Annotated in this window: 25 protein-coding genes; 13 read left to right on the top strand and 12 right to left on the bottom strand. The window is 73.6% G+C overall.

What is annotated here, in order from left to right; translation table 11 throughout:
• Positions 1-9: 9 nt before the first annotated feature.
• From hpnD to MID12_RS30810, 9 genes are all read right to left on the bottom strand, one after another.
• Positions 10-960 (bottom strand): presqualene diphosphate synthase HpnD, encoded by a 951-nt coding sequence (gene hpnD / locus MID12_RS30850; protein WP_040255369.1) that lies wholly within the window; start codon positions 958-960, stop codon positions 10-12.
• Positions 957-1862: a squalene synthase HpnC gene (gene hpnC / locus MID12_RS30845; protein WP_263172402.1), complete on the bottom strand. Its 906-nt coding sequence runs from the start codon at positions 1860-1862 to the stop codon at positions 957-959. Before hpnC ends, hpnD begins: the two co-directional genes overlap by 4 nt.
• Before the next feature lie 367 nt (positions 1863-2229).
• Complete coding sequence (locus MID12_RS30840; protein ID WP_040255367.1) at positions 2230-3009, bottom strand: ABC transporter ATP-binding protein; 780 nt, start codon at positions 3007-3009, stop codon at positions 2230-2232.
• Positions 3002-3931: an ABC transporter permease gene (locus tag MID12_RS30835; protein ID WP_040255366.1), complete on the bottom strand. Its 930-nt coding sequence runs from the start codon at positions 3929-3931 to the stop codon at positions 3002-3004. The genes MID12_RS30840 and MID12_RS30835 overlap by 8 nt, the downstream gene beginning before the upstream one ends.
• A gap of 97 nt (positions 3932-4028) precedes the next feature.
• The gene (locus MID12_RS30830; RefSeq protein ID WP_263173560.1) at positions 4029-4901 is read right to left on the bottom strand and encodes a glycosyltransferase family 2 protein; all 873 of its coding nucleotides are present in this window, start codon (positions 4899-4901) and stop codon (positions 4029-4031) included.
• A gap of 20 nt (positions 4902-4921) precedes the next feature.
• Positions 4922-5701: a CDP-alcohol phosphatidyltransferase family protein gene (locus MID12_RS30825; RefSeq protein WP_263172397.1), complete on the bottom strand. Its 780-nt coding sequence runs from the start codon at positions 5699-5701 to the stop codon at positions 4922-4924.
• Complete coding sequence (locus MID12_RS30820) at positions 5679-6743, bottom strand: iron-containing alcohol dehydrogenase family protein (RefSeq protein ID WP_263172395.1); 1065 nt, start codon at positions 6741-6743, stop codon at positions 5679-5681. Before MID12_RS30820 ends, MID12_RS30825 begins: the two co-directional genes overlap by 23 nt.
• Positions 6731-7483 (bottom strand): sugar phosphate nucleotidyltransferase, encoded by a 753-nt coding sequence (locus tag MID12_RS30815; protein WP_040255363.1) that lies wholly within the window; start codon positions 7481-7483, stop codon positions 6731-6733. The genes MID12_RS30820 and MID12_RS30815 overlap by 13 nt, the downstream gene beginning before the upstream one ends.
• Positions 7480-9300, bottom strand: coding sequence for a CDP-alcohol phosphatidyltransferase family protein (locus MID12_RS30810; RefSeq protein ID WP_263173558.1), 1821 nt, complete (start codon positions 9298-9300; stop codon positions 7480-7482). The genes MID12_RS30815 and MID12_RS30810 overlap by 4 nt, the downstream gene beginning before the upstream one ends.
• A 980-nt stretch (positions 9301-10280) precedes the next feature.
• Here MID12_RS30810 and MID12_RS30805 point away from each other — a divergent pair.
• On the top strand, positions 10281-11216 hold the full coding sequence (locus MID12_RS30805) for a cation diffusion facilitator family transporter (RefSeq protein WP_040255361.1): 936 nt from the start codon (positions 10281-10283) through the stop codon (positions 11214-11216).
• Positions 11217-11980: 764 nt separating this feature from the next.
• On the top strand, positions 11981-12574 hold the full coding sequence (gene idi, locus MID12_RS30800) for an isopentenyl-diphosphate Delta-isomerase (RefSeq protein ID WP_040258546.1): 594 nt from the start codon (positions 11981-11983) through the stop codon (positions 12572-12574).
• A gap of 54 nt (positions 12575-12628) precedes the next feature.
• Here idi and MID12_RS30795 read toward each other — a convergent pair whose 3' ends face one another.
• Positions 12629-13147 (bottom strand): ATP-binding protein, encoded by a 519-nt coding sequence (locus tag MID12_RS30795; RefSeq protein ID WP_263173555.1) that lies wholly within the window; start codon positions 13145-13147, stop codon positions 12629-12631.
• Between the two features lie 304 nt (positions 13148-13451).
• Between MID12_RS30795 and MID12_RS30790 the strand changes: the two genes are divergently transcribed.
• The 5 genes from MID12_RS30790 to MID12_RS30770 all read left to right on the top strand — a co-directional run bounded on the left by MID12_RS30790 (position 13452) and on the right by MID12_RS30770 (position 17674).
• Positions 13452-14210 carry an enoyl-CoA hydratase/isomerase family protein gene (locus MID12_RS30790; RefSeq protein WP_263172390.1) on the top strand — a complete coding sequence of 253 codons (759 nt, stop codon included), beginning with the start codon at positions 13452-13454 and terminating at the stop codon, positions 14208-14210.
• Between the two features lie 204 nt (positions 14211-14414).
• Positions 14415-14966 carry a DUF5134 domain-containing protein gene (locus tag MID12_RS30785; RefSeq protein ID WP_263172389.1) on the top strand — a complete coding sequence of 184 codons (552 nt, stop codon included), beginning with the start codon at positions 14415-14417 and terminating at the stop codon, positions 14964-14966.
• 219 nt (positions 14967-15185) lie between these two features.
• Positions 15186-16121 (top strand): M56 family metallopeptidase, encoded by a 936-nt coding sequence (locus tag MID12_RS30780; RefSeq protein WP_263172387.1) that lies wholly within the window; start codon positions 15186-15188, stop codon positions 16119-16121.
• Between the two features lie 56 nt (positions 16122-16177).
• Positions 16178-16861, top strand: coding sequence for a phosphatase PAP2 family protein (locus MID12_RS30775; protein WP_263172385.1), 684 nt, complete (start codon positions 16178-16180; stop codon positions 16859-16861).
• Positions 16862-16978: 117 nt separating this feature from the next.
• The gene (locus MID12_RS30770) at positions 16979-17674 is read left to right on the top strand and encodes an HAD family hydrolase (protein ID WP_263172384.1); all 696 of its coding nucleotides are present in this window, start codon (positions 16979-16981) and stop codon (positions 17672-17674) included.
• A 65-nt stretch (positions 17675-17739) separates the two neighbouring features.
• Here MID12_RS30770 and MID12_RS30765 read toward each other — a convergent pair whose 3' ends face one another.
• Positions 17740-17985 (bottom strand): DUF2630 family protein, encoded by a 246-nt coding sequence (locus tag MID12_RS30765; protein ID WP_040255354.1) that lies wholly within the window; start codon positions 17983-17985, stop codon positions 17740-17742.
• A 282-nt stretch (positions 17986-18267) separates the two neighbouring features.
• Between MID12_RS30765 and MID12_RS30760 the strand changes: the two genes are divergently transcribed.
• Together MID12_RS30760 and MID12_RS30755 are read left to right on the top strand one after the other, a co-directional pair.
• Positions 18268-18966 (top strand): TetR/AcrR family transcriptional regulator, encoded by a 699-nt coding sequence (locus MID12_RS30760; protein WP_040255352.1) that lies wholly within the window; start codon positions 18268-18270, stop codon positions 18964-18966.
• A 107-nt stretch (positions 18967-19073) separates the two neighbouring features.
• Positions 19074-20423 carry an NADP oxidoreductase gene (locus MID12_RS30755; RefSeq protein ID WP_263172382.1) on the top strand — a complete coding sequence of 450 codons (1350 nt, stop codon included), beginning with the start codon at positions 19074-19076 and terminating at the stop codon, positions 20421-20423.
• An 89-nt stretch (positions 20424-20512) separates the two neighbouring features.
• On the opposite strand, the gene MID12_RS30750 is transcribed toward MID12_RS30755, so the two are convergent.
• Positions 20513-20863 carry an ArsR/SmtB family transcription factor gene (locus MID12_RS30750; RefSeq protein ID WP_263172381.1) on the bottom strand — a complete coding sequence of 117 codons (351 nt, stop codon included), beginning with the start codon at positions 20861-20863 and terminating at the stop codon, positions 20513-20515.
• Positions 20864-21072: 209 nt separating this feature from the next.
• On the opposite strand from MID12_RS30750, the gene MID12_RS30745 reads away from it, so the two are divergent.
• The 4 genes from MID12_RS30745 to MID12_RS30730 all read left to right on the top strand — a co-directional run bounded on the left by MID12_RS30745 (position 21073) and on the right by MID12_RS30730 (position 25061).
• Positions 21073-22152, top strand: a complete 1080-nt coding sequence (locus MID12_RS30745) for an NADH:flavin oxidoreductase/NADH oxidase (protein WP_263172379.1) — start codon at positions 21073-21075, stop codon at positions 22150-22152.
• 212 nt (positions 22153-22364) lie between these two features.
• Positions 22365-23303 carry a homocysteine S-methyltransferase gene (gene mmuM, locus MID12_RS30740; protein WP_263172377.1) on the top strand — a complete coding sequence of 313 codons (939 nt, stop codon included), beginning with the start codon at positions 22365-22367 and terminating at the stop codon, positions 23301-23303.
• A gap of 94 nt (positions 23304-23397) precedes the next feature.
• Positions 23398-24075 carry a uracil-DNA glycosylase gene (locus tag MID12_RS30735; RefSeq protein ID WP_040255348.1) on the top strand — a complete coding sequence of 226 codons (678 nt, stop codon included), beginning with the start codon at positions 23398-23400 and terminating at the stop codon, positions 24073-24075.
• On the top strand, positions 24072-25061 hold the full coding sequence (locus MID12_RS30730) for an N-acetylglucosamine kinase (protein ID WP_040255347.1): 990 nt from the start codon (positions 24072-24074) through the stop codon (positions 25059-25061). The genes MID12_RS30735 and MID12_RS30730 overlap by 4 nt, the downstream gene beginning before the upstream one ends.
• The last annotated feature ends 30 nt before the right edge of the window (positions 25062-25091 follow it).

Genomic DNA, 25091 nt, shown 5'->3' with positions numbered 1-25091 from the left:
GAGGGCTCATCAGGCTCGCCTCCTGAGGTTCGGTCGCAGGCCGCCGCGGGCGTCGAGGCCGGACAGGCCGCGTACGGCGACGAGGGCCTTCTCGCGCCCCGGCAGCGAGACCCGGCCGCGCAGCACCGACTCCGGCTCGCGCTCGATGCGGTCGAGCAGGCGCCGGTAGATCCCGGCCATGGCGGCGACACAGGCGCCGCTGCGGCGGTCGAGCAGGGGCAGCAGCCGGTAGCCCTCGGTGAACAGGGCCCGGGCGCGGCGTACTTCGAAGTGCACGAGACCGGCGAAGTCGGATCCGGGCGGCGGCTCCTCGCCGTGGAAGCCGGTGGCGCAGCCGAACTTGGCGAGGTCGTCGGCGGGCAGATAGGTGCGCCCGTTGCCCGCGTCCTCGCGGACGTCGCGCAGGATGTTGGTCAACTGCAGGGCGAGGCCGAGGGTGTCGGCGTACTCGGCGGCGCGTTCGGAGTGGCGCGCGGCCTCCTCGGTGCCGAAGATGCCGAGCGAGAGGCGGCCGATCGAGCCCGCGACGCAGCGGCAGTAGACCTTGAGGTCCTCCCAGGTCTCGTAGGTCTCGCCGTGCACGTCCATCAGGACGCCGTCGATCAGCTCGTCGAGGCCGCCGAGCGGCAGCGGGAAGGCGGCTGCGGTGTGGGCGAGGGCGACGGCGACCGGGTCGGTGTCGTCCTCGGCGACCTCCCGGCGACGTACACGTGTCAGCAGGTCACGGGTCTCCTCGAGGCGCTTGGTCTTCTCCGCGGCGTCCAGGGTGCCGTCGCCGATGTCGTCGACCCGGCGGGAGAAGGCGTACAGCGCCGACATGGCGCGCCGCTTGGGGGCCGGCAGCAGCCGGATGCCGTAGGCGAAGTTGCGGGCCTGCTGCCCGGTCACCGTCTCGCAGTAGCTGTATGCGGCGAGTACCGGTGCCGACAGGTGTTGCTCCGGCTCCACGCTCCGCCTCACCCCTCTCCTCGCAGAGTCGCGCCCACCTCGCGCAGCAGCCGGACCTTGGTGGGCTTGGGAGGTCCGGGGAGTACGTCGAACGAAGCGGCCGCGACGGCGCCGAGGGCGGAGCGGCCGCCGGCCACGAACCCGGCGAGCAGCAGCCGCAGCCTGCCGTGCACGCTGGCCACCAAGGGGCTTCCCTCGTCGAGGAGCCGGTGCGCCCGGGCGGCTTCGAAGGCGATCAGCGCGCGCACCGAGGCGTTCGCCGAGGGGGCCTTGAGGTCGGCCTCCTCGACCCGGAACCGGCGCAGGTCCTCGGCGGGCAGGTAGATCCGGTCGCGCGCCAGGTCCTCGGCGACGTCCTGGAGGTGTTCCACGATCTGCAGGGCGGTGCAGATGCGGTCCGAGAGCCGGATCCGCTCGGGGGTCGCGGTGCCGGTGACGGCGAGCACCAGGCGGCCCACGGGGTCGGCGGAGAGGGCGCAGTAGGCCCGCAGCTCCTCGTACGTCTCGTAGCGGCCGATGGTCTGGTCCTGGCGGTTGGCCGCGATGAGGGCGAGGAAGGGCTCGGGGGTCAGCGCGCGGCGGCGGACCACCGGGACGAGGCGCTGGAGCAGCGGATGCCGCGGGGTTCCCTCGAAGACGCGCCGCAGGTCGGCCTCGAAGGCGTCGAGCAGGGCGATCCGGTCCTCGCCCCCGGCGGAGCCGGCGCCCTCGGCGCCGAGCAGGCGGGCGTCGGCGCCGCCGGGGGCGAGGTCGCCGTCGCCGATGTCGTCGACCAGGCGCGCGAAGCCGTAGACGGCCATCAGGTCCGTGCGCCAGGCCCGGGGCAGGAAGAACGGGGCCACGGGGAAGTTCTCGTCCGCGGCCTTGTCGAGCGTGGCGCGCTCCGCCGTACGCGGAGTTCCGGCTCCGCTCACCGGGCGCCGCCCATGACGGGGGCGGCGGATGCGTCGCGGAGCCGGAGAGTATCCGTAGCCATGGCCGTCACATCTCCCGTTCTACACTGCCGACACAATACAGCCCATTTCGGACACGCCGCCGAGACGGCGGTCCCTCGCCGCCGTCTCGGCGGCGGGCAGTCACAGGGCGCGCCCGGACCGCGCATCAGCACCGGCACAGCTTATGTTCTACAACGCGTGTCGGAGCTGCGAGTGGCCAGCAGATCACAAGAACACACCGTTTCGCTTCAAGATTCCCCACGGCGGCGGAAGTTGACCCGGAAATTGCCCGAGCCCCGCCGGGCAGGACGCCGACGGGGCTCAGTGGTTACCGCGCGATTACCGGCTACTTGCCGGTGAACTTCTCGTACGCCTTGATGACCTCGTCGGTGGCGCCGTCCATGCGCAGCTCGCCGCGCTCCAGCCACAGGACCCGGTCGCAGGTGTCCCGGATCGACTTGTTGTTGTGGCTGACCAGGAAGACGGTGCCGGCCTCCTTGCGCAGCTCCCTGATGCGCGCCTCGGAGCGCTTCTGGAAGGAGCGGTCGCCGGTCGCCAGGGCCTCGTCGATCATCAGGACGTCGTGGTCCTTGGCCGCCGCGATGGAGAAGCGAAGCCGGGCCGCCATGCCGGAGGAGTAGGTGCGCATCGGCAGGGTGATGAAGTCGCCCTTCTCGTTGATGCCGGAGAAGTCGACGATCTCCTGGTAGCGGGACTTGATCTGCTCCCGCGACATGCCCATGGCCAGTCCGCCGAGGATGACATTGCGCTCGCCGGTGAGGTCGTTCATCAGGGCCGCGTTCACACCGAGCAGCGAGGGCTGGCCGTCGGTGTAGACCTTGCCCTTCTCGGCGGGCAGCAGACCGGCGATGGCCCGCAGCAGGGTCGACTTGCCCGAGCCGTTGGAGCCGATCAGGCCGATCGCCTCGCCCCGGTAGGCGGTGAAGCTGACCCCGCGCACGGCGTGCACCTTGCGGACGCCGCGCTCCTCGCCGCGCTTGACGATGCGGCTCAGGGCCGCCGTCGCCGAGCCCTTGCCGGTCTTGGCGCCGTTGACGCGGTAGACGATGTGCAGCTCGTCCGCGATGACGGTGGGGATCTTCGCCCCGGTGTAGTCCTCAGCCACGGCCGTACTTCTCCTCTGCCTTCCAGAAGTACACGAAGCCGCCGACGGCCACCAGCACGGCCCAGCCCAGGGCGACCGCCCAGACGTGCGGGGGCAGGTTGCTGGAGCCGTAGCCGTCGACCAGCGCGAAGCGCATCAGGTCCATGTAGACGGCCGCCGGGTTCCACTGCAGCAGGTCGGCGACCCAGGGCTCCTGGTCGTCCAGCATGACGGGGATGGAGAACATCACACCCGAGCCGTACATCCAGGTGCGCATCACGAAGGGCATCAGCTGCGCGAGGTCGGGGGTCTTGCTGCCGAGCCGGGCCATGATCAGCGCGAGGCCGGTGTTGAAGAGGAACTGGAGCGCCAGGATCGGGACGATCAGCAGCCAGGACAGGCTCGGGTAGCTGCCGAAGCTCACCGCCACGATGAACATCACGATCATCGAGAACAGCAGCTGCTGGAGCTGCTGGAGCGAGAAGGAGATGGGCAGCGAGGCGCGCGGGAAGTGCAGGGCCCGCACCAGGCCGAGGTTGCCCGCGATCGCCCGTACGCCCGCCATCACCGAACTCTGGGTGAAGGTGAAGACGAAGACGCCGGTGACCAGGAAGGGCACGTAGACCTCGCGCTCCATGCCCCGGTCGGCCTTGAGGATCAGGCCGAAGATCAGGAAGTAGACCAGCGCGTTCAGCAGGGGGGTGGCCACCTGCCAGAGCTGACCGAGCTTGGCCTGGCTGTACTGGGCCGTCAGCTTGGCCTGCGAGAACGCGAGAATGAAGTGGCGCCGCCCCCACATCTGGCGGACGTACTCGCGCAGGCTGGGACGGGCACCGCTCACGGCCAGTCCGTATTTGCCGGCGAGCTCCGCCGGCGTGAGGCCGTCATCGGGTGACGGAGGAGCGGTCACCGCAACACCGCCGTCATGCGTTGTCTCACTCACAAATGGAAACTTTCGTCCTCAAAATATGCATCCCGGCCGGGCGTAGGCCCAGGGCCAGGGACCGGGATACGGCCGAATGCTCTCAGACCCGAGCTTGTCAGATGACGGGAGGTCGGCCCAGTCGAGTCAGGCGCCACACCGTACGCCACTTCATGGGTTTGCGGGAGCCGCAGGGCGTGCTCCAGCCTTCGCGAAAGCCCCCGAACCAGGCCTTCAGCGCGGGCCGCGAGGGGCGTCGTACCAGGGTGAGCAGCAGCCAGACGCCCAGATACACCGGTACGAGAGTGGCGGGAAGGTTTCGGCGGGCCAGCCAGACCCGGTTCCGGGCGACCATCCGGTGGTAGACCGCGTGCCGGGACGGCGCGGTCGTCGGGTGGTGCAGGACCATGTCCGCGCGGTAGTCGATCATCCAGCCCGCGTCCAGCGCCCGCCAGGCGAGGTCCGTCTCCTCGTGGGCGTAGAAGAACTCCTCGGGCAGCGCGCCCACCTGGGCGAAGACCTCGGTGCGTACGGCGTTGGCGCCGCCGAGGAAGGTGGTCACCCGCGAGGAGCGCATCGGGTCGGCGGCGCGCAGCCGCGGCACATGGCGGCGCTGGGTCTCGCCGGTGTCCGGGTCGGCGATGCGGAAGCTGACGATGCCCAGCTCCGGGTCGGCGGCGAAGGCCTCGCGGCAGAGTTCCGCGGTGTCCTTGCGGGCGAGCAGCCCGTCGTCGTCGAGGAAGAGCAGGATGTCGACCTCGCGGCCGCCGGGGCCGAAGGCCTCGATGCCGACGTTGCGGCCGCCGGGGATGCCGAGGTTCTCCGGCAGTTCGACGGTCCTGACCCCGGCCGGGACGTCGGGGACCGGCGAGCCGTTGCCGACGACCACGACCTCGACGGGCTCGCCGTCCTGCCCGGCGACCGAGTCGAGCAGGGCGCGCAGCTCCTCGGGGCGGTTGCCCATCGTGATGATCACCGCGCCCACCCGCAGGGCGCCGGTCCCGGGCCCGGTCACTTGAGCCTGCTGGAGGCGAGGACGGACACGAGGTGCAGCAGGGTCTGCAGGAGCGCGATGCCCGCGAGGACGGCGACGCACAGGCGGGAGAAGAAGAGGTCGTCGCGGACCGCGTCGAGGATCGCGGCGGCCAGGATCAGGAAGGACGCCTCCACGCAGAGCACCAGCCGGTGGAACTTCAGGGCCGCCGCCGCCTTGCGGGCCAGCGCCATGCCGGAGGAGCGCGGCTCGGAGGCCGCCTCCTGCACCGGCGGCAGCCCGCCCTGGTGGCGGGCCACCCCGACGAGGTCCGTCTCGGCCTTGATCAGGATGGCGCCGAGCGCGGCCAGGGTGCCGAGGAAGGCCCAGAGCCAGTCGATCCGCCCCTCGCCGAACAGGTCCGCGGCGCGCAGCCCGAAGCCGACCAGGACCGCGGCGTCGCAGAGGTAGGCGCCGACCCGGTCGAGGTAGACCCCGCCGAGCGAGAACTGCTTCTTCCAGCGGGCGATCTCGCCGTCCACGCAGTCCAGGAGCAGGTAGAGCTGCACCATGAGGACGCCGAGCAGGGCCCCGGGGATGCCGGGGACCAGCAGGGCGGGCGCGGCGAGGACGCCCGCGAGGGTCATCAGGTAGGTCAGCTGGTTGGGGGTGACCCGGGTGTTCACCAGGTGCCGGTCCACGCGCAGCGAGAGCTCGCGCATGTAGAGGCGTCCCGCCCAGTGCTCGCCGCTGCGCCGGTCCTTCACCCCCGGGGGGTGGACGACGGGGCGGAGCTCAGCTACCGATGGCCTTGGCATAGTCGGCGTATGCGTCCTTGATCTGGTGGGTGGACATGTCGAGGTGCTCGAGGATCGTGTAGCGGCCCGGCCTGGTCTGCGGAGCGAACTCCACGACCTGCACGAACTCCTCCACGGTGAACCCGATCTCCTGCGGCAGTACGGGCAGCCCGTGGCGCCGGAGGACCTCGGCCATGTGGGCCGACTCCTCGTGCGCGCCGCGCAGGTGCATCGCGAAGGCCGCGCCGAGGCCGACCTGCTCGCCGTGCGAGGCGGCGCGCTTGGGGAAGAGCAGGTCGAAGGCGTGGTTGATCTCGTGGCAGGCGCCGGAGGCCGGGCGGGAGTCGCCGGCCACCGACATGGAGATGCCGGTGAGGACCAGGCCCTCGGCGAGCACGGTGAGGAAGCTGTCGTCGCCGACGCCGCCGGGGTGGCGCAGCACGGCCTCACCGGCCTGGCGGGCCATGGCCGCGGCCAGTCCGTCGATCGCCTCGCCGGTCTCCCGGTTGGACAGCTCCCAGTCGGCGATGCAGGAGATGTTCGAGACGGCGTCGCCGATGCCCGAGCGTACGAAGCGCACGGGCGCCTCGCGGATCACGTCCAGGTCGATGACGACCGCGATCGGGTTGGGCACCCCGTAGGAGCCGCGGCCCGCGTCGTTGTCCAGGGTGGCCACCGGGGAGCACAGCCCGTCGTGCGAGAGGTTGGTGGCCACGGCCACCAGCGGCAGGCCGACCCGGGCCGCCGCGAACTTCGCACAGTCGATGATCTTGCCGCCGCCGAGCCCGACCACCGCGTCGTAGCGGCCGCCCCGCTTCATCGCGTCGGCGAGGCTGACCGCGTCGTCCAGGGTGCCGCCGCCGACCTCGTACCAGTCGGCGCCCGGCAGGGCCGGGGCGAGCCGGTCCCGCAGGGCGGCGCCGGAGCCGCCGCTGATGGCGAAGGCGAGCTTGCCCGAGGCCGAGATGCGCTGATCCGCGAGGACGACCGCGAGGTCGTTCAGCGCACCCGGCCTGATGTCGACGACGAGCGGCGAGGGGATCAGCCGGGTCAGTACTGGCATGCGATCTCACGGCCCTTGGCGAGGTCCTCGTGGTTGTCGATCTCGACCCACTTGACCTCACCGATCGGTGCCACGTCGATCTTGAAGCCGCGGTTCACCAGCTCCTGGTAGCCGTCCTCGTAGTAGAGGTCGGGGTCCCGCTCGAAGGTGGTCTTCAGGGCGTCGGCCAGCTCCTCGGCCGCCTCGCCCTCGATCAGGGTGACGCCGATGTACTCGCCGGTGGCCTCGGCGGGGTCCATCAGCTTGGTGATGCGCTGGACGCCCTTCTCGGGGTCCACGACGACCTTCATCTCCTCGTCGGCCAGGTTCTTGACCGTGTCGAGCGCGAGGATGATCCGCTTGCCGTCACCGCGCGCGGCGAGCAGCGTCTTCTCGACGGAGACGGGGTGCACGGTGTCGCCGTTGGCGAGGATCACGCTGTGCTTGATCGAGTCGCGGCCGCACCACAGGGAGTAGGCGTTGTTCCACTCCTCGGCCTTGTCGTTGTCGATGAGGGTGAGCTTCAGGCCGTACTTGGCCTCCAGGGCTGCCTTGCGCTCGTAGACGGCTTCCTTGCGGTAGCCGACGATGATCGCGACCTCGGTCAGACCGATCTCGGCGAAGTTGCCGAGCGTGAGGTCGAGGACCGTGAGGCTCTCCTCGTTGCCCTCGGGGCCCACCGGCACCAGAGCCTTCGGCAGGGTGTCGGTGTACGGGCGCAGACGCCGGCCGGCGCCGGCCGCAAGCACGAGGCCGATCATGCGGGTTCTCCTTCATCGTGTACGGCGGGTGCCTGCGAGGACACCCAGAAGCGGATGCTCTCGGCGAGCACCACGGCAGCCACGGCCACGGCGAGCACCGTGAGCGCGACGGCGAAACCTGAGGGGGCGAGCAGCGCGGCCAGCACGGTGACCAGCAGGATCCTGCCCTCGTGCCCGCCGACCGTGCGCACCAGCCACTGCGGGGGCGCACCGGTACCGCCACGGATGCGGTAGACGGTGTCGTAGTGATGGTAGGCGACGGCGGACACCAGTCCGAAAGCCGCCGGCAAGGCACCGTTCACCTCCGCCCGTGCGGCGAGGATCAGGACGGCGCTGTACTCCGCGGCCCGGAAGACCGGCGGGACCAGCCAGTCCAGGCTGCCGCCGAGCGGGCGGGCGACGGCGAGGCCCGAGGTCAGGCAGTAGACGCAGGCGGCGACGATCGGCCAGGTGGTGCCGAAGCCGGTGAACGCGCTCACCGTGACGAGCAGCACGCCGCCCGCGAGCGCGAGCAGGACGGGGGCGAGGGCGGGCAGCCGCCGGACGGCCTCGCGGCCCGCGGCCGCGAAGGAGTCGGCGAGCAGCCCGGTGTCGCACAGCTCGGCGAGGGCGCGCTTGGCGCGTTCGCTGCGCTCGGCGTGGCGGGTGACCGAGCGCAGCACCCGTCCCGCGGTGGTGTAGAGCGCGGCGAGCGCACAGCCCACGAGCAGCACCAGGAAGGTGATCCGGGGGGTGGTCAGGGCGGTGAGGACCGCGATGAGCGCCCAGCGCTCCCCGATCGGCAGCACGATCATGCGGCGCAGCCAGACGGTCCAGCCGAGTCCGTCGAGCCGGTCGGAGAGCGCGGCGGTGGGGCTGGTGTTGGCCGTGGCGTCGTGGTTGGCCTCGTTGAAGGCGAAGTCGACGACGTGGCGGCAGGTCTGGAGCACCATCGCGCCGAGCGCCAGCGCCCAGACGTCGTCGCCGTCGGAGGCCGCGGCGCCGAGCGCGAGACCGGCGTAGAAGGCGTACTCCTTGGCGCGGTCGAAGGTGGCGTCGAGCCAGGCGCCGAGGGTGGAGTACTGGAGCGAGTAGCGGGCGAGCTGGCCGTCCGCGCAGTCCAGGACGAAGGAGAGCAGGAGCAGCACCCCGGCGGCGACGAAGCCCGGGCGGGTGCCGGTGGCCGCGCAGCCCGCGGCGAGCAGGGCGGTGAGCAGCGAGGCGGTGGTCACCTGGTTCGGGGTGAGCCCGCGCCGCGCGCACCAGCGCGCCACATAGCGCGAGTAGGGGCTGATGCAGTACGTGGTGAAGAAGCCGTCGCGCGCCTTGACGGCGCTGCGCAGCCGGATCTCCTCCTCGTCGACCGCCGCGAGGGCCTGCCGGGCCTCGTTGCGGGCCTGCGGGTCGGCGGGCACCTCGGCGACCAGGCGGCCGAGTTCGGGGCGGTGGACCTCGGTGCCGCGGGCGAGCAGCCCCTCGGCGAGCCGGTCGGCGAGCGAGCCGACCGCGAGGAGCGCGCCGGAACCGCGGCCCTCGTCCCCGGCGTCCTCGGCGAGCGCGGCGTCGAGCGCGGGGCGGGCCTCGGGCTTGACGGTCACGGCGCCGCGGACGGCCGAGGCGGCGAAGCGCGGGTCGGTGAGGGCGAGCCGGAGGGCGTGGGCATGGCCGACGAAACCGCTGTCGACCACCGCGATGCGCTGTCCGGCGGGGACTTGGGAGGCCTCATGGGCCGTCCCGGCCGCGTCCGCGGCGTGCCGCACCTCGAATCCCAGTGCCTTCAGATCGCCCTCCAGCGGGGATCCGGGCACCGCGGAACCGGTGACGATGGCGGTCGACAGACGAACTCACTCCTCGAATACGACGCTCTGCCGCGCCGGATCATTGCTGCTGGAACGCCTCCGCCGGGTCGGCCGGGCGGCGATTCGGCAGAGGGTATCGGATGCAGAAGAGCGTACGTTCATCACACGTTCATGATCCGATAAACACGGCCTGGTTTTCCGGCCGTCACGATCATCATCACGGATCGGCACCCTGGCCGACAAACTCGCCTCGCATACCGCGGCAATTGCGACACTACGGCGAGAGGGCCTCGCAAGGCCGCCGCCGACGGGGCCGAGCGCGGCGCCGATTCGGCACTGTTCAAGGGCTCACGGCCCCGGCCGCACACCCTCGGACCGCCCAAACGGGGCCGCGCGCCGCGCCCTTGACTCCGCCATCGCGGCGGCCGAGCGGTCCGGCCGGGAATTGCGCCTGCCGCGAGGGACGGATCACCGCTGCCGCACGCCTGCCGGGGCTTCGCCAATTTGCTTCCGCAGGGCGGGAATTGGAGCACCGGGCGGTCATGGTGCCGTACGCCGGGGCGAGTCCGCCGCGGAGGCGGGGAGCGACGGGGGCGTGCAGGGTGCAACCGCGCGCCCCCGATGGGCGGATGCGGCGCCGGCCACCTCTCCGGCATCGGGAGTGAGAGAGCGGATTCCGCTTCGCGAAGCCGCCGGGCGCTCTTGGGCGGCAGTCACCCAGGGCCCGTACGTACAGGAAGTGCGGCCCTTGCGGAGAGCCCCCGCGCGGCCGATCGGTCGCGCCTGGCACAGCGCGGGGACAGCACAGGAGGCGACCGGCTCCACCCCCACCGGAAAGCGGAACCCACCCCTCCGTCCGCTCTCCCGACCATCCTCATTTCCGCAGGTCAGAGCATATGACAACGGTGTTCAGTGCCGTGTTGCTCTCGGGTGCGGGGACGTAGTTCACTGTCCGCGTGCCGGGGGATCCGGCGGCCCGCGGGAGCGGGCGGGAGGCGGGAGCGGACGGAGGTGGCGGCATGGGTGCGGGGCACGACCACGGGCACGCGCACGGAACCTCCGCGGCGACGCTCAGCGCGGGCTACCGGGGACGGCTGCGGGTGGCCCTCGGCATCACCCTGACCGTGATGGTGGTCGAGATCGTCGGCGGTCTGGTGGCCGACTCCCTCGCCCTGATCGCGGACGCCGCGCACATGGCCACGGACGCGCTCGGGCTCGCCATGGCCCTGCTCGCGATCCACTTCGCCTCGCTGCCGCCGAGCGACCGGCGCACCTTCGGCTACGCGCGCGCCGAGATCCTCGCCGCGCTCGCCAACTGCCTTCTGCTGCTCGGCGTCGGCGGCTATGTGCTCTACGAGGCCGTCGACCGCTTCATCACCCCGGCCGCGACCGAGGGCGGCCCGGTCGTGGTCTTCGCCCTGATCGGCCTGGTGGCGAACCTCATCTCGCTGCTGGTCCTGATCCGCGGCCAGCAGGAGAGCCTCAACGTCCGCGGCGCCTTCCTGGAGGTCGTGGCCGACGCGCTCGGCTCGCTGGCGGTACTCGTCTCCGCGGTGGTGATCATGACCACGGGCTGGCAGGCCGCGGACCCGATCGCCTCGCTCCTGATCGGCCTGATGATCGTGCCGCGCACCGTCAAGCTGCTGCGCGAGACCCTGGACGTGCTCCTGGAAGCGGCACCCAAGGGGGTGGACATCGCGGAGGTGCGGGCGCACATACTGGCCCTCGACGGCGTCGAGGACGTGCACGATCTGCACGCCTGGACCATCACCTCGGGAATGCCCGTGCTCTCCGCGCACGTGGTGGTGGCCCCGGACTTCCTCAGCAGCATCGGCAACGAGAAGATGCTGCACGAGCTCCAGGGCTGCCTCGGCGACCACTTCGACGTCGAGCACTGCACCTTCCAGCTGGAACCCAGCGGTCACGCCGAACACGAGGCACGGCTCTGCCACTGAGGCGGGCCCGGTCACGGTGAATGGACCCTGCCGTTCGGGGCATCCGTTCCGGAGATCCTCCCGGCTACCGGTCGCCAAACGACCGAAAAGCCCATCGGAGGGCAAAGAACCGGGACGGGAGGGAACTCGGACCCCTTCGGCTACGTCTGTACGGATGCGGGGGTGGTGACGGCGTGGTGCCGCCATGCACAACCGTTCGTTCTTGTCGACACCCGCGGCGCTTGCCCGGTGGACCCGGGGCCACGCCGGACACCGGGCCGGTGCAAGCCGAAGGAGGAACCGTGCTCGTCCCCGTCTGCCCGACCTGTGGACGCGTCAGGTGCATCTGCGGTTGACGCGCTCGACACCCGCCTGAACCTCCGGGTTCGGCCCGGCCGCCCTCGTGGCGGCCCTCGCGCTTTCCGCCCGCTCTCCCGCCGGGGCACGGGCGGATCAAGCCCTCCGCACCCTCCGGTTCCCGCCGCCGCGCACCGCGGACGCGGGTCCCGGGTACGCGGCCCCTCTCACCCCGCCCCGCCCGGCAGGGGCGTACGCGCATCCCGCGCACCCCTGTTCCCGCCGCGCGACCCCGGATGCCACCCGTCCGGGACGCTTCCCGGGCCGGGGCGCCGGGCACGATGCCGGAGCCGGTCAGCCGCTTGGCCGGTGCCCCGCCGCCCGTTCGCCGGACGCGTCCGGAAGAGGACATGCGGAAGCCGCCGAAGGCCCACCTCCCGCCACCCGGTACGGCAGACTTGGGGCGCAGAGACGAGCGAAGGATGGGCATGCCGATCACACCTGCCACCGCGACGCACAGCGCACCCGAGTCCGGCACGGACACGATCCTCCTCGAGCTGGTCGACGAGGAGGGACGCACCACGGGAACGGCCGAGAAACTCGCCGCGCACCAGGCCCCGGGGCAACTGCATCGCGCCTTCTCCGTCTTCCTCTTCGACGAGCAGGGCCGCCTCCTGCTCCAGCAACGGGCCCTCGGCAAGTACCACTCCCCCGGCGTCTGGTCGAACACCTGCTGCGGGCACCCCTACCCCGGGGAGTCGCCGTTCGCCGCCGCGGCCCGCCGCACCTACGAGGAGCTGGGCGTCTCCCCCTCGCTGCTCGCCGAGGCGGGCACGGTCCGCTACAACCACCCGGACCCCGACTCCGGCTTGGTGGAGCAGGAGTTCAACCACCTCTTCGTCGGCATGGTGCAGTCCACGCTGCGCCCCGACCCGGACGAGGTCGCGCAGACGGTCTTCGTCACGGCCGCCGAGCTGGCCGACCGGCACGCCCGGGACACCTTCTCCGCCTGGTTCATGACCGTCCTGGACGCCGCGCGGCCCGCGGTACGCGAGCTGACGGGCTCCTCCGCGGGCTGGTGAGCACGGCCCGGTCACGGTGCGCCGCCCCCTGGTAGGCGGGGGCGGCCCCGCGGTTCAGTACCTGCCGAGCGTGGTCAGCGGCAGCGCCGCCCAGATGACCTTGCCGCCGGCGGCCGTCTGCTCGACATCGCAGACGCCGCCCGCCTCCTTGGTGATCTCCCGGACGAGCAGCAGCCCGCGCCCGCCGGTCTGCCCGTGGTCGGCCACCAGCGCGGTGGGCCGGTAGGGGTGGTTGTCCTCGACGGAGACCCGCACCCACTCGGCGCCCACCGCGACCTCCACCGCGAGCAGCGGCGAGAGCAGGGCCGCGTGCCGTACCGCGTTGGTGGCGAGTTCCGAGACGATCAGGAGCAGCCCCTGCACCACCTCGTCGGCGACCGGCACCTCCTGCCTGCGCAGCAGATCACGCACCGCGTGCCGGGCCATCGGGACCGAGGCCTCCTCGGCCTGCGCGGTGAAGCGCCATACGCCCTCGTACGGCAGCGGTTCGCGCGCCACGGCCCTCGCGGGCCCCGGGATCCGCTGCGCCTCGCCACCCGGCCGGGGCAGCGTCCCCCACCCGCGGTCCTCCATCGTCCGGTCGCCACCCCTGTACTCGATTGTCGCCACAGGGAGAGTCTTGGGAACAGATCGGTCGGTGCCCCCTAGATGACCACAACTCGCCGATTATCGTCGCCATTTGACCGTTCCGGCCCGCCTGCGCCCCTGGGAGGACCGGGTACGCCCGGGTTGTTCCGGATTCCCTCGGGTGTCCGCTTGTGCGGATTTGCCGGGAGCGTACCGGCGGTAGCCCCCGGCCCGCCCCGCCACCCGCTGTGAGGCACGGCACCCGGGAATCATGATCTCCCCGGCGGCGCCGCCGGATAGCATCCGCCGCATGGAGCCCCAGCTGCTGCACAGCGTCACCGACGCGGTCGCCACCGTCGTGATCCACCACCCCGCCAAGCGCAACGCCATGACGGCCGGGATGTGGGCGGCCCTCCCGCCGCTGCTCGACGAACTGGCCGCCGAGGAGTCGGTACGGGCCCTGGTCCTCACCGGCGAGGGCGCCACCTTCTGCGCGGGCGCCGACATCTCCACCCTGCGCGGCGCGGACGGCTCCCCCGCCGACGCCCAGGACCTGGCGGTTCAGGCCGAGGAGGCGCTGGCGCACTTCCCCAAGCCGACGCTGGCGGCGATCCGCGGCTACTGCGTCGGCGGCGGGGCCCAGCTGGCCGGCGCCTGCGACCTCCGATTCTGCGAGGAGGGCGCGCAGTTCGGGGTGACCCCGGCCAAGCTCGGCATCGTCTATCCGGCCTCCTCGACCGCGCGGCTGGTCTCCCTGGTCGGCCCGGCGGCGGCGAAGTACCTGCTCTTCTCGGGCGAACTCATCGACTCCGCCCGGGCCTTGCGCACCGGTCTCGCCGACGAGGTGCTTGCGGCGGGTGAACTCGACAAGAGGGTCGCCGAGTTCACCCGGACCCTGGTCTCGCGTTCGCTGCTCACCCAGTCCGCGGCCAAGGAGTTCGCGGCCGGCCGGCTCGACCGCGCCGACTACTGGTCGGCCCAGGCCCACCGGGCACCGGAGGCCGCGGAGGGTATCGGCGCCTTCCTGGAGCGGCGGGCACCGCGCTTCACCTGGACCGCCCCGGCCTGAGGCCCGGGCCGCCTCCCGCCGGGGCGCCCGCACACACCCGCCCCGCCGCGACGCCGGGTGGTGCCGCACCCCCGCCCGCTCCCCGCGCACTTCCGTGCGCTCGCGTACGCACCCCCTGCGCCTGGGCATCTCCTCCCCGGTACCCATGGGCTCCGCCCCGCTTTACGGCGGAGTGCCCGGTGTTCTGCGAGGGGGAGGTGCGCGGTGCACGGACCGGCGTCCGCTGCCTGGCTGCTGGTGGCCGTCTGCCTCGCGGCCGGGGCGTACTGCCTGCTGCGGATGCGCAGCGGGGTCGCGGCCCAGCGCCGGGCCGCCGGTGCCGAGGCCGTGATGGGCGCGGGGATGGCCGCGATGGCCGTGCCCGCCTCGGTGCTCTCGCCCGGCCGCGGGGCCTGGTCCTGCGCCGCTCTGGTCTTCGCGGCGCTGGCCCTGCGGCACGCCTGGTCCGCGCGGCGGGAGCGGCACCACCTCCACCACCTCGTGGGCAGCGGCGCCATGGCCTACATGGCGGTGGCGATGGCCGCGCGGCCACCGGGCGCGCACGCCGCCCACGCGGCGGCCGGGCTCCCGTACCTGACGGGCGCCCTGCTCCTGTACTTCACCGGCTATGTGCTCTGGAGCGGCGCCCGGCTGCTGCCCGCCGCCGCGGCCGTGCCGGTCTCCGGGACCGCCGCCTGGGGCGACCGCCCCGAACTCGCCCAGGTGTGCAGGCTGTCCATGGGCCTCGGCATGCTCGCGATGCTGCTCGCCATGTGAGGGCGGTACGTGCGCGGGGTGTGCGGCCGGTACGGGTGCGGGGTGTGCGGCGGATACCGGCGCACGGTGCGCCGCCGGTACGGGTACGGGCCGGGCGAGCGGTGCGCGCGGCCGGGGGCGCGGGGCGCCGGTGTGAGGTCCGCCACCCGGGCCGTGGTGTCGGTCACTTAGTCCCACGGGTTGTATCCACAGGCGCCGGGCCGCTCATAGGCTGATTCCATGATGGTCCCCGTGGCACTGCTGCTGCTCGGCATCCTGATCGCCGCTCTCGCCCCGCGACTGCTCGCCCGGGCGGACTGGACCGAGCGGGAACCCGTGGTCGCCCTCTGGGTCTGGCAGTGCGTGGTCGCCGCCGTCCTGCTGTGCTGCGCGCTGTCGATGACGCTCAGCGCCGCCGGGGCCTGGCAGGCGGTCCGCGGCAATCTCTTCGCCCCGGCCCCGGCCACCGTCGTGGAGGCCTACGCGCTCGGCACCGAGGGCCCCTGGGCCGCCACCACCGCCGTCCTGCTCGCCTGCGGCGGGGCCTGGACGGCCGCCATGCTGAGCCGGGAGATCTTCCGGGCCCGCTCGGGCCGCGGCCGCCGCCGCGCCGAACTCCTCGTACGGGCACCGCTGTTGCCGGGCGAGGAGCCGGGCACCGACCGGCTCGTGGTCCTGGAGGGCGAGCGGCCGGACGCCTGGTGGCTGCCGGGTGCCGCGCCTCAGCTGGTGATCACCACCGCCGCGCTGCGCCGGCTGACCAAGCGCCAGCTGGACGCGGTCCTGGCGCACGAGCAGGGGCACGCACAGGCCCGGCACGACTGGCTGCTGCACTGCTCGGGGGCGCTGGCCAGCGGCTTCCCACAGGTGCCGGTCTTCGAGGCCTTCCGCAGTCAGATGCACCGGCTGGTGGAGCTCGCCGCCGACGATGTCGCCTCCCGCCGCTTCGGCCGCCTCACCACCGCGCTCGCCCTGGTCGAACTCAACGAGGACCGCGGGGTGTTCGGCCCCTGCCCGGTGCCGCACGCCCAGGTGCCGCAGCGCATCCACCGCCTGCTCGCCCCGGAGTCCCGGCTGACACCGGCCCGCAGGCTGCGGCTCACGGCGGCCGCCGCCCTGGTGCCGGTGGTGCCGCTCCTGGTGACCTTCGTCCCCGCGCTGCGCACCCTGGGCTGACGGCGCGCCCCCGGCGCACTGGCCAGGGGCCCCGACTCTGAGCGACGATCGGCGGCATGTCTTCGGCGTCGCCCACCCCCGCCCGGCCCCCGGCCCGCACCCTCGCGCGCAGAGCGGGTGAGACCGCCCTGCTGGCCGCGGCGGTCCTCCTGCTGGTTCTCGTCGCGGCCGAATGGCGGCCCCTGATGGACGCCGACGAGTCGGTGGTGCGGACCTGGCACGACTGGGCCCTGGAGTACGACCAGCTCACCGCGGTGCAGCGGCTGCTCTCCGACTGGGTCTGGGACACCTGGACGCTGCGCGCGCTGTGCGCGGCCGTCGTCCTGTGGCTGCTGCGGTACCGCGGCTGGCGTCCGGCCCTGTGGCTGGGGCTGACCTGCCTCGGCGGCGCCCTGGTCCAGCAGGCGCTCAAGGCCGCCGTCGACCGGCCGCGCCCGGTGCTGCCGCGCCCGGTGGACCACGCCCACTACGCCGCCTTCCCCTCCGGCCACGCGATGACCGCCACGGTGGTCTGCGGCGCCCTGCTCTGGCTGCTGCACCACTACGGGGCGAGCGGCACGGTACGGCGCTGGGCGCTGATCGGGGCGGTGGTCTCGGTACTCGGCGTCGGGGTGACCCGGGTGTGGCTCGGGGTGCACTGGCCCACCGACGTCCTGGGCGGCTGGCTCCTCGGCACCCTCGCCGTACTGACCGCCGGGGCGCTGGGCTCCCGGCTGCTCGGCGAGCGGACGCGGGGATGAACGGCGTACCGCGGCAGACGGTGGACGGCGCACCGCGGCACGGGAGTCGAGGCGCCAGCGGGGCGTGAGCGACCGGCGGTGTTGACCGATCGCGCCCCCGGCGAAAAGGATCACCCCATGGCAATCAAGGGCGTGCTCTTCGACTTCTCCGGGACCCTCTTCCGTGTCGAGTCCACCGAATCCTGGCTCAGGGCCGGGCTCGCTGCCCGCGGGATCCGCCTGACCGAGGGCGAAGTGGCGCGGCTGGCAGGGCAGTTGGAGGCGGCGGGTGCGCTGCCCGGCGGTGCCTCGCCGCGGCGGGTCCCGCCGGACCTCGGCGAGTTGTGGGAGCGGCGCGACGAGAGCGCCGCCCTGCACCGCGCCGCGTACCTCGGCCTGTCCCGCCAAGTCCCGCTGCCGGAACCGGACTTGCACGAGGTCCTCTACGAGCGGCATATGGCACCGGAGGCCTGGCGGCCCTACCCGGACGCCCTGGAGGTCCTGGAGCGGCTGCGCGCGGCGGGCGTGGCGACGGGCGTGGTCAGCAATATCGGCTGGGACCTGCGGCCGGTCTTCCGCGCGCACGGGCTGGACGCCCACGTGGACACGTACACGCTCTCCTTCGAGCACGAGGTGCAGAAGCCCGACGCCCGGCTGTTCCGGGCGGCCTGCGCGGGACTCGGCCTCGCGCCCGCGGAGCTGCTGATGGTCGGCGACGACCGCCGGGCCGACGGCGGGGCCGCCGCGCTCGGCTGCGCGGTGCACTTCGTGGACCATCTGCCCGTCGCGGAGCGGCCGGGTGCCCTGCGCGCGGTGCTGGCCCACCTCGACTGAGCCGGCTGCCGGGCCGGCGCCCCAACGCCCCTGCTGTCACGGCGAGTTCGACGGCGCCGGACGGCTCAGGACTCGTACCCCTCCACCTGGGAGGACGGCCGGACGCGGGCCTCGTCGGGGTTCTCGCCGTACTCGGACTTGGCCCGGCGCTGGCGCAACAGGTCCCAGCACTGGTCGAGTTCGCGCTCCACGTTCTGCAACTGGGCGCGCTGGGCGGTGCCGTCACCCTTGTCGGCCGACAGGGAGTCCCGTAGCTTGCGCTCGTCGTCGACCATGGCCGCGATACGGCCGAGGATCTGTTCCTGATCCACGTCTCCACACCTCCTCGGCCCCCGCGTCCCACTGTAAGGAGGCCGCGGAGAACCGGCGAGCAGAGAGCGGGCCCGCGCGGGCGCGGGACGGGAGACGTCCCGTGACAGGCAACACTCCCCCGCGGTGCTGCCTGTCACAGGCCGTCCCGCCGCCGCCCGACCCGGACGATCCCCCGTGTCGCCCGAGGCAGGCAGCGGCATCGGAACCAGGGAACCCGGAGGTTCCCCGTTCCGCGCTCCTGAGTATATTGGCTGGGAGCCAGTCAACGCAGGAGTTACAGGATGTCCCCGCGCAGCGCATCGGTCAATGAAGAGTTGCGTCGGCGTTCCCGGGAGCGACTGCTCCAGGCGACGGTGGAGCTGGTCAGCGAGCGGGGTTACGACGCAACCACGTTGGGTGACATCGCCGATCGGGCCGGATCCGCCCGCGGACTGGTCTCGTACTACTTCCCCGGCAAGCGGCAGCTCCTGCAGTCCGCGGTGCACCGGCTCATGCACCGCACCCTGGAGGCCGCCCTCGAACAGGAGCCGAAGACGGAGGACGGGCGCGAGCGCCTGGCCCGCGCCATCGACGCGATCCTCGGCCTCGCGCACGACCACCCCGTGCTGATGCGCACGCACATGGCGGGCATCCTGCACCCGGAGGGCTTCGTGCAGTGCGCGGAGCAGCAGCGGCTCGCCGAACTGCTGCGGGACACCATGAGCCGCTACGGGGTCGAGAACCCGGCGGTCGAGTACCCGCTGCTGCGGGCCCTGCTGATGGGCGCGGTCTTCGCGGTGCTGCTGCCCGGGGCGCCGATGCCGGCCGGCACCCTGCGGGCCGAGCTCTTCCAGCGCTACGGCCTCGACTGGAGCCAGGGCAATCCGCCGGTCGCCGAGTCGCCGAACCGTTCCGCCAGGAACCGCGCCTCGGACTTCACCCGCTTCTTCGACTCCAGCCCCGAGGCGGGCGAGAAGGACTGGGAGCAGCCGCCCGGCTGAACCACCCGCCGTACGCCCGCGGTGACCGGCTGTGCACCGGGCCTCCCCAGGGAGCGCGAGCGGTGCCATGCTGAAGGTGCCCTGGCCCTTCGCGCGAGGAGCTGCCCGTGCCGTACATCGCCGTCGTCGGTTCCGGGCCCAGCGGGGTCTACACCGCCGCCTCCCTCCTCGAACAGGACCGGCTGCCCGGAGTCCGGGTCGACGTACTGGACCGGCTGCCCTGCCCCTACGGCCTGGTCCGCTACGGCGTCGCCCCCGACCACGAGAAGATCAAGTCGCTCCAGAACAATCTGCGCCGGGTCCTGGAGGACGAGCGGGTGCGCTTCCTCGGCGGCGTCGAGGTCGGCCCGCGGGGGGTGAGCCCGGCCCGGCTGCGCGAGCTGTACCAGGGCGTCGTCTACTGCGTCGGCGCGGCGGCCGACCGCAGGCTCGGGGTGCCCGGCGAGGACCTGGTCGGCAGCTGGTCGGCGACCGAGTTCGTCTCCTGGTACAGCGCCCATCCCGACTCCCTGGCCCAGGACTTCGTCCGGGACGTGGACACCGCGGTGGTCGTCGGCGTCGGCAATGTCGCGGTCGACGTGAGCCGGATCCTCTCGCGCGGCACGGCCGAACTGCGCGCCACCGACATGCCCGAGGCCGCGCTCTCCGCGCTCGGCGGCGGCCATGTGCGCGAGGTGCAGATGGTCGGCCGCCGGGGACCCTCGGGCGCCCGCTTCACCACCAAGGAGCTGCGCGAGCTGGGCGCGCTGCCGGACACCGAGATCCTGGTCGACCCCGCCGAGCTGGCCCTCGACCCGGACTTCCGGGACCCCTCCGGCCTCCCCGCGGCCCGGCGGCGCAATGTCGAGGTGCTGCGCGAGTGGTCCACCCGGCCGCCCGGCGACAGCCCCCGGCGGATCCGGCTGCGCTTCTTCCTGCGGCCCGCGGAGGTGCTCGGCGCCGAGGGCAGGGTGAGCGGGGTCCGCTTCGAGCGCACCGCGCCCGCGGACGGCGGCGGGGTCGTCGGCACCGGCCGCTACGAGGACGTACCCGCCCAGCTGCTGCTGCGCTCGGTGGGCTACCGGGGCCTCGCCCTGGAGGGGCTGCCCTTCGACCCGGCCACGGGCACCGTGCCGCACGAGGCGGGCCGGGTGCTGCGGGACGGGCGGGCCGCGCCGGGCGAGTACGTCGCAGGGTGGATCAAGCGGGGCCCGACCGGGGTGATCGGCACCAACAAGCCCTGCGCGAAGGAGACCGTACGCTCCCTGGTGGCGGACGCGGACCTGCTGCTGGCACGGGGTGAACTCCCCGATCCCCTGGGGCAGTTGCGCGCCGAGGGCCTCGACCCCGTGGACTGGGCGGGCTGGCAGGCCATCGAGCGCGCGGAGGCGGAACTCGGCGCCTCGCTCGGCCGCGGCCCGGTGAAGATCGGCGACTGGCCCACCCTCTGGTCGACGGCCCGCTCGGCACCGTCCTGACCCCGCGCACCCGCACCGGCCCGCGTACAGGCACCGGCCCGCCGCCGAGCTCGGGCGGGCGTCCGGCTACCGGTCCCGCGAGGCGCCGCTCAGCCGGAGCCGAGCCGCCGCTCCTGCCGCGCGGCGGAGTGCAGGACGCTGTCGAGCAGCCCGGGAAAGGCCGCCTCCAGATCCGTACGGCGCAGCTCGCTCACCTTCGCCGTGCCCCGGTAGGTCTGCCGGATGACCCCGCTCTCCCGCAGCACCCGGAAGTGGTGGGTGGTGGTCGACTTGGTGACCGGGAGGTCGAAGTAGGAGCAGGGCAACTCCTCCTCGCTGACGGCCAGTTCACGTACCACTCGCAGCCGTACCGGATCTGCGAGGGCGTGCAGCACCGCTTCCAGACGCAGCGCCTCCCGCTCCGGGTGCGGCAGCGTACGGGCGGTCGGGGCGGTGGTCACGAGGGCTCCTGAGGGTCTTCCGGCGGGCGGCACCCGCCGTGCGGGACGCGGGCCGCGCCTCCGCCGCAGGGACGTCCGCCATGATACGAGGATCTTCGTAGTTTGACATTCACCGTACTACGAGGAATATCGTACGAGCAGTCGCCCGCCCCCGCCGTGAGCGCGCCGCAAGGCCCTGCCCACGTGCCCGTACGTCATGGAGTCCGCCTGTGAGCAAGCTCTTCGCGCCCTGGACCCTGCGCTCGCTGACCATCCCGAACCGGATCTGGATGGCCCCGATGTGCCAGTACAGCGCCGAGACCTCGGGTCCGCTGACGGGGGCGCCGCACGACTGGCACTTCACCCACTACGGGGCCCGGGCCGCGGGCGGCACCGGCCTGGTCCTGGTGGAGGCGACGGCCGTCAGCCCCGAGGGCCGCATCTCCCCCGCCGACCTCGGCCTGTGGAACGACACCCAGCAGGAGGCCTTCGCGCGGATCGCCCGCTTCCTGCGCGACCAGGGCACCGTCCCGGGCGTCCAGCTCGCCCACGCCGGGCGCAAGGCCTCCACCGACCGCCCGTGGCGGGGCGGCGCACCGCTCGGCCCCGAGGCCGGGGGCTGGCAGCCGCTCGGCCCGAGCCCGCTGCCCTTCGCCGCGGGACACCCGGTCCCGGCCGAGCTGACGGTCGATCAACTCCGCGATATCACCGGCCAGTTCGCCGCCTCGGCACGGAGGGCGCGGGAGGCCGGATTCGACGTGGTGGAGATCCACGGCGCGCACGGCTACCTCATCGGGGAGTTCCTCTCCCCGCACAGCAACCACCGGACGGACGCCTACGGCGGCTCCTTCGAGGGCCGCAGCCGCCTCGCCCTGGAGGTGGTCGACGCGGTACGCGCCGAATGGCCCGCGGACAAGCCGCTGTTCTTCCGGATCAGCGCCACCGACTGGCTGGCGGAGAACGGCTGGACGCCCGAGGACACCGTGCGCCTCGCCGCGGTGCTCGCCCGGCACGGCGTCGACCTGCTCGACGTCTCCAGCGGGGGCAACGCCTCCGGCGTCCGCATCCCCGTCGCCCCCGGCTACCAGGTCCCCTTCGCCGCCCGGGTACGGGCCGAGACCGGCCTCCCGGTCGCCGCGGTGGGCCTGATCACCGAGCCCGCGCAGGCCGAGGCGATCCTCGCCGACGGGCAGGCGGACGCCGTGCTCCTGGGCCGCGCCCTGCTGCGCGAGCCCTACTGGGCGCGGCGTGCGGCGCGCGAACTCGGCGGCGAGGTGCGCGTACCGGACCAGTACCTCGCGGCGCGCTGACCGGGGCCGGGCTCGGGGCTCAGGGCTCAGGGGCTCGCGGACTTACGGAGACACGGGCTCGCGGGCTCGCGGACTCGCGGACTCGCGGACTCGCGGACTCGCGGACTCGCGGACTCGCGGACTCGCGGACTCGCGGACTCGCGGACTCGCGGACTCGCGGACTCGCGGACTCGCGGACTCGCGGACTCGCGGACTGCACTAGCTTCGGAGGGGTGGACGAGGTGCGCACACTGCCCGAAGCGCTCGCCCGGGGGCCGCTGGTCCTCGACGGCGGGCTGTCGAACCAGCTGGAGTCCGCCGGGCACGACCTCGGCGACGCGCTCTGGTCGGCGCGGCTGCTCGCCGACCGGCCCGAGGCGCTCACCGAGGCCCACCTCGCGTACGTCCGCGCGGGCGCCGATGTCGTCCTGACCGCGAGCTACCAGGCCTCCTTCGAGGGCTTCGGCCGCCGCGGGGCCGACCGCGCCGAGGCCGCGGCGCTGATGGCCTCCAGCGTCCGCCTCGCCCGGGAGGCCGCCCGGCTCGCCGGGCCCGGCAGACGGCGCTGGGTGGCGGCCTCGGCCGGGCCGTACGGGGCGGTGCTCGCCGACGGCGCGGAGTACCGGGGGCGGTACGGGCTCAGCGCCGGCGCCCTGGAACGCTTCCACCGGCCGCGGCTCGAAGTGCTGGCCGCGGCGGGGCCCGACGCCCTCGCCCTGGAGACGGTGCCGGACACCGAGGAGGCGGAGGCGATGCTGCGGGCGGTGCGCGGGCTCGGGGTCCCGGCGTGGCTCTCGTACACCGTCGCCGGGGAGCGCACCCGCGCCGGGCAGCCGCTCACCGAGGCCTTCGCGCTGGCCGCCGAGGCGCCGGAGGTCTTCGCGGTCGGCGTCAACTGCTGTACCCCCGAGGACGCCGGGCCCGCCGTGGCGCTCGCCGCCCGGATCACCGGCAAACCCGTGGTCGTCTACCCCAACAGCGGCGAGGACTGGGACCCCTCGGCGGCCCGCTGGCGCGGCCCGGCGCGGATGTCGGCCGCGCTCGCCCCGGAGTGGGTGCGCGCCGGGGCCCGGCTGGTCGGCGGCTGCTGCCGGGTGGGGCCCGCCACCGTGGCCGAGCTGGCGGCGCGCCTGCACTCGGCGGGCGGCGGGACCCAACAGGCGGGCCGATGAGGGTGGTTGGGCCACCGGTCCAGTGCACACGCGGGGTGCGGGCCGTGGCCGTCGGTTGATCCACCGCGCCCGGACACCGCTAGAGTGGCGCCCCGTGGCAGCACGACCCTTGCACGACATCGTCGAAGCCGGCTGGGCGAAGGCCCTGGAGCCCGTCGCCGGGAGGATCGCCGCGATGGGCGACTTCCTGCGCGCCGAGATCGCCGCGGGCCGGACCTATCTCCCGGCGGGACAGCACGTCCTGCGCGCCTTTCAGCAACCCTTCGAGGACGTACGGGTGCTGATCGTCGGTCAGGACCCCTACCCCACACCGGGACATGCCGTCGGGCTCTCCTTCTCGGTGGCCCCGGAGGTCAGACCCCTGCCCGGCAGCCTGATCAACATCTTCCGGGAGCTGGAGGCCGACCTCGGCCACCGGATGCCCGCCAGCGGCGACCTCACCCCCTGGAGCGAGCAGGGCGTCCTGCTGCTCAACAGGGCGCTGACCACCGCGCCGCGCCGCCCGGCCGCACACCGCGGCAAGGGCTGGGAGGAGGTCACCGAGCAGGCCATCCGGGCGCTCGCGGAGCGGGGCGGGCCCCTGGTCTCCGTCCTGTGGGGGCGTGACGCGCGCAATCTGCGCCCGCTGCTCGGGGACCTGCCGTCCATCGAGTCCTCGCACCCCTCGCCGATGTCCGCGGACCGCGGCTTCTTCGGCTCCCGCCCGTTCAGCCGCGTCAACGACCTGCTCGCCCGCCAGGGCGCCGAACCCGTCGACTGGCGGCTCTCGTGACCGGCCCCGGTCCGCGCTGGGTGCTCGGTGTCGACTCGGGCGGATCGGGTCTGCGGGCCGCCCTCGCCGCGGACGACGGCAGCCGCAGCGAGCCGCTGCGCACCTCGGTCCCGGTGCGCACCGCCGAGGCGGGCATCGACGCCGGGCACCTCCTGGAGCTCCTGCTCCCGCTCAGCGGCGCGCTCCTGGAACGGGCGGGCGCCGGGCACCTCAGCGCGGTGGCCGTCGGCGCGGCCGGGATGGCGAGCCTCGGGGACGATCTGCGGGCCGTGCTCCCGGCCGCCGTACGGCGGGAGTTCGGCACCGAGCGGCTGGTCCTCGCGGCGGACGCGGTGACCGCCTACACCGGCGCGCTCGGGCTCGGCGCCGGGGCGGTGCTCGCCGCGGGCACCGGCATGGTCGCGCTCGGCACCGACCTCACCCGCTGGCGGCGGGCCGACGGCTGGGGCCATCTGCTCGGCGACTGCGGCGGCGGCGCCTGGATCGGCCGCGCGGGCCTGGAGGCGGCGATGCGCGCCCACGACGGGCGCCGCGGCGGTTCCCCGGCCCTCCTGGAACGCGCCGAGGCGGTCTTCGGCCCCGCGCCCGAGCTGCCCGGCAAGCTCTACCCGCGTACCGACCGGCCCGCCGCCCTGGCCTCCTTCGCCCCCGAGGTCGCCGCCTGCGCCGCCGCCGACTCGGTCTCCGCCGCCATCCTCGACGCCGCCGCGCTGCACCTGGCGGAGGCCGCGGCGGCGGTGACACCGGAGGAGGCGCCCAGCGAGCGCCCGCACCCCGAAGTCGCCCTCACCGGCGGCCTGTTCCGCCTCGGCGAACCCCTCCTGGCCCCGCTGCGCGCCCATGTGGCGCAGCTCCTGCCGCAGGTACGCCTGGTCCCCGCGGCGGGCGACCCGCTGGAGGGCGCCCTGCGGCTCGGACTCGGAGCCGCCGCCGGGGACCTCGCGCTGCCCCGGGACGGACGCATGCTCTGGGTGGCGGGGGCCTGAGCCCAGGCGCCGCCGAACCAGTCCCGGCAG

Origin of the sequence: Streptomyces sp. SCSIO ZS0520, assembly GCF_025643355.1 — a bacterium.
Lineage (GTDB): Bacteria > Actinomycetota > Actinomycetes > Streptomycetales > Streptomycetaceae > Streptomyces > Streptomyces physcomitrii.
This window is presented reverse-complemented; position numbering and strand designations above follow the sequence as displayed.

Coding starts and splice junctions, on each gene's coding strand:
- MID12_RS30770 (WP_263172384.1), top strand. CDS start 16,979: ATGGCAATCAAGGGCGTGCTCTTCGACTTCTCCGGGACCCTCTTCCGT.
- MID12_RS30780 (WP_263172387.1), top strand. CDS start 15,186: ATGATGGTCCCCGTGGCACTGCTGCTGCTCGGCATCCTGATCGCCGCT.
- idi (WP_040258546.1), top strand. CDS start 11,981: ATGCCGATCACACCTGCCACCGCGACGCACAGCGCACCCGAGTCCGGC.
- MID12_RS30775 (WP_263172385.1), top strand. CDS start 16,178: ATGTCTTCGGCGTCGCCCACCCCCGCCCGGCCCCCGGCCCGCACCCTC.
- MID12_RS30825 (WP_263172397.1), bottom strand. CDS start 5,701: ATGCCAAGGCCATCGGTAGCTGAGCTCCGCCCCGTCGTCCACCCCCCG.
- MID12_RS30820 (WP_263172395.1), bottom strand. CDS start 6,743: ATGCCAGTACTGACCCGGCTGATCCCCTCGCCGCTCGTCGTCGACATC.
- MID12_RS30760 (WP_040255352.1), top strand. CDS start 18,268: ATGTCCCCGCGCAGCGCATCGGTCAATGAAGAGTTGCGTCGGCGTTCC.
- MID12_RS30790 (WP_263172390.1), top strand. CDS start 13,452: ATGGAGCCCCAGCTGCTGCACAGCGTCACCGACGCGGTCGCCACCGTC.
- MID12_RS30795 (WP_263173555.1), bottom strand. CDS start 13,147: ATGGAGGACCGCGGGTGGGGGACGCTGCCCCGGCCGGGTGGCGAGGCG.
- MID12_RS30815 (WP_040255363.1), bottom strand. CDS start 7,483: ATGATCGGCCTCGTGCTTGCGGCCGGCGCCGGCCGGCGTCTGCGCCCG.
- MID12_RS30805 (WP_040255361.1), top strand. CDS start 10,281: ATGGGTGCGGGGCACGACCACGGGCACGCGCACGGAACCTCCGCGGCG.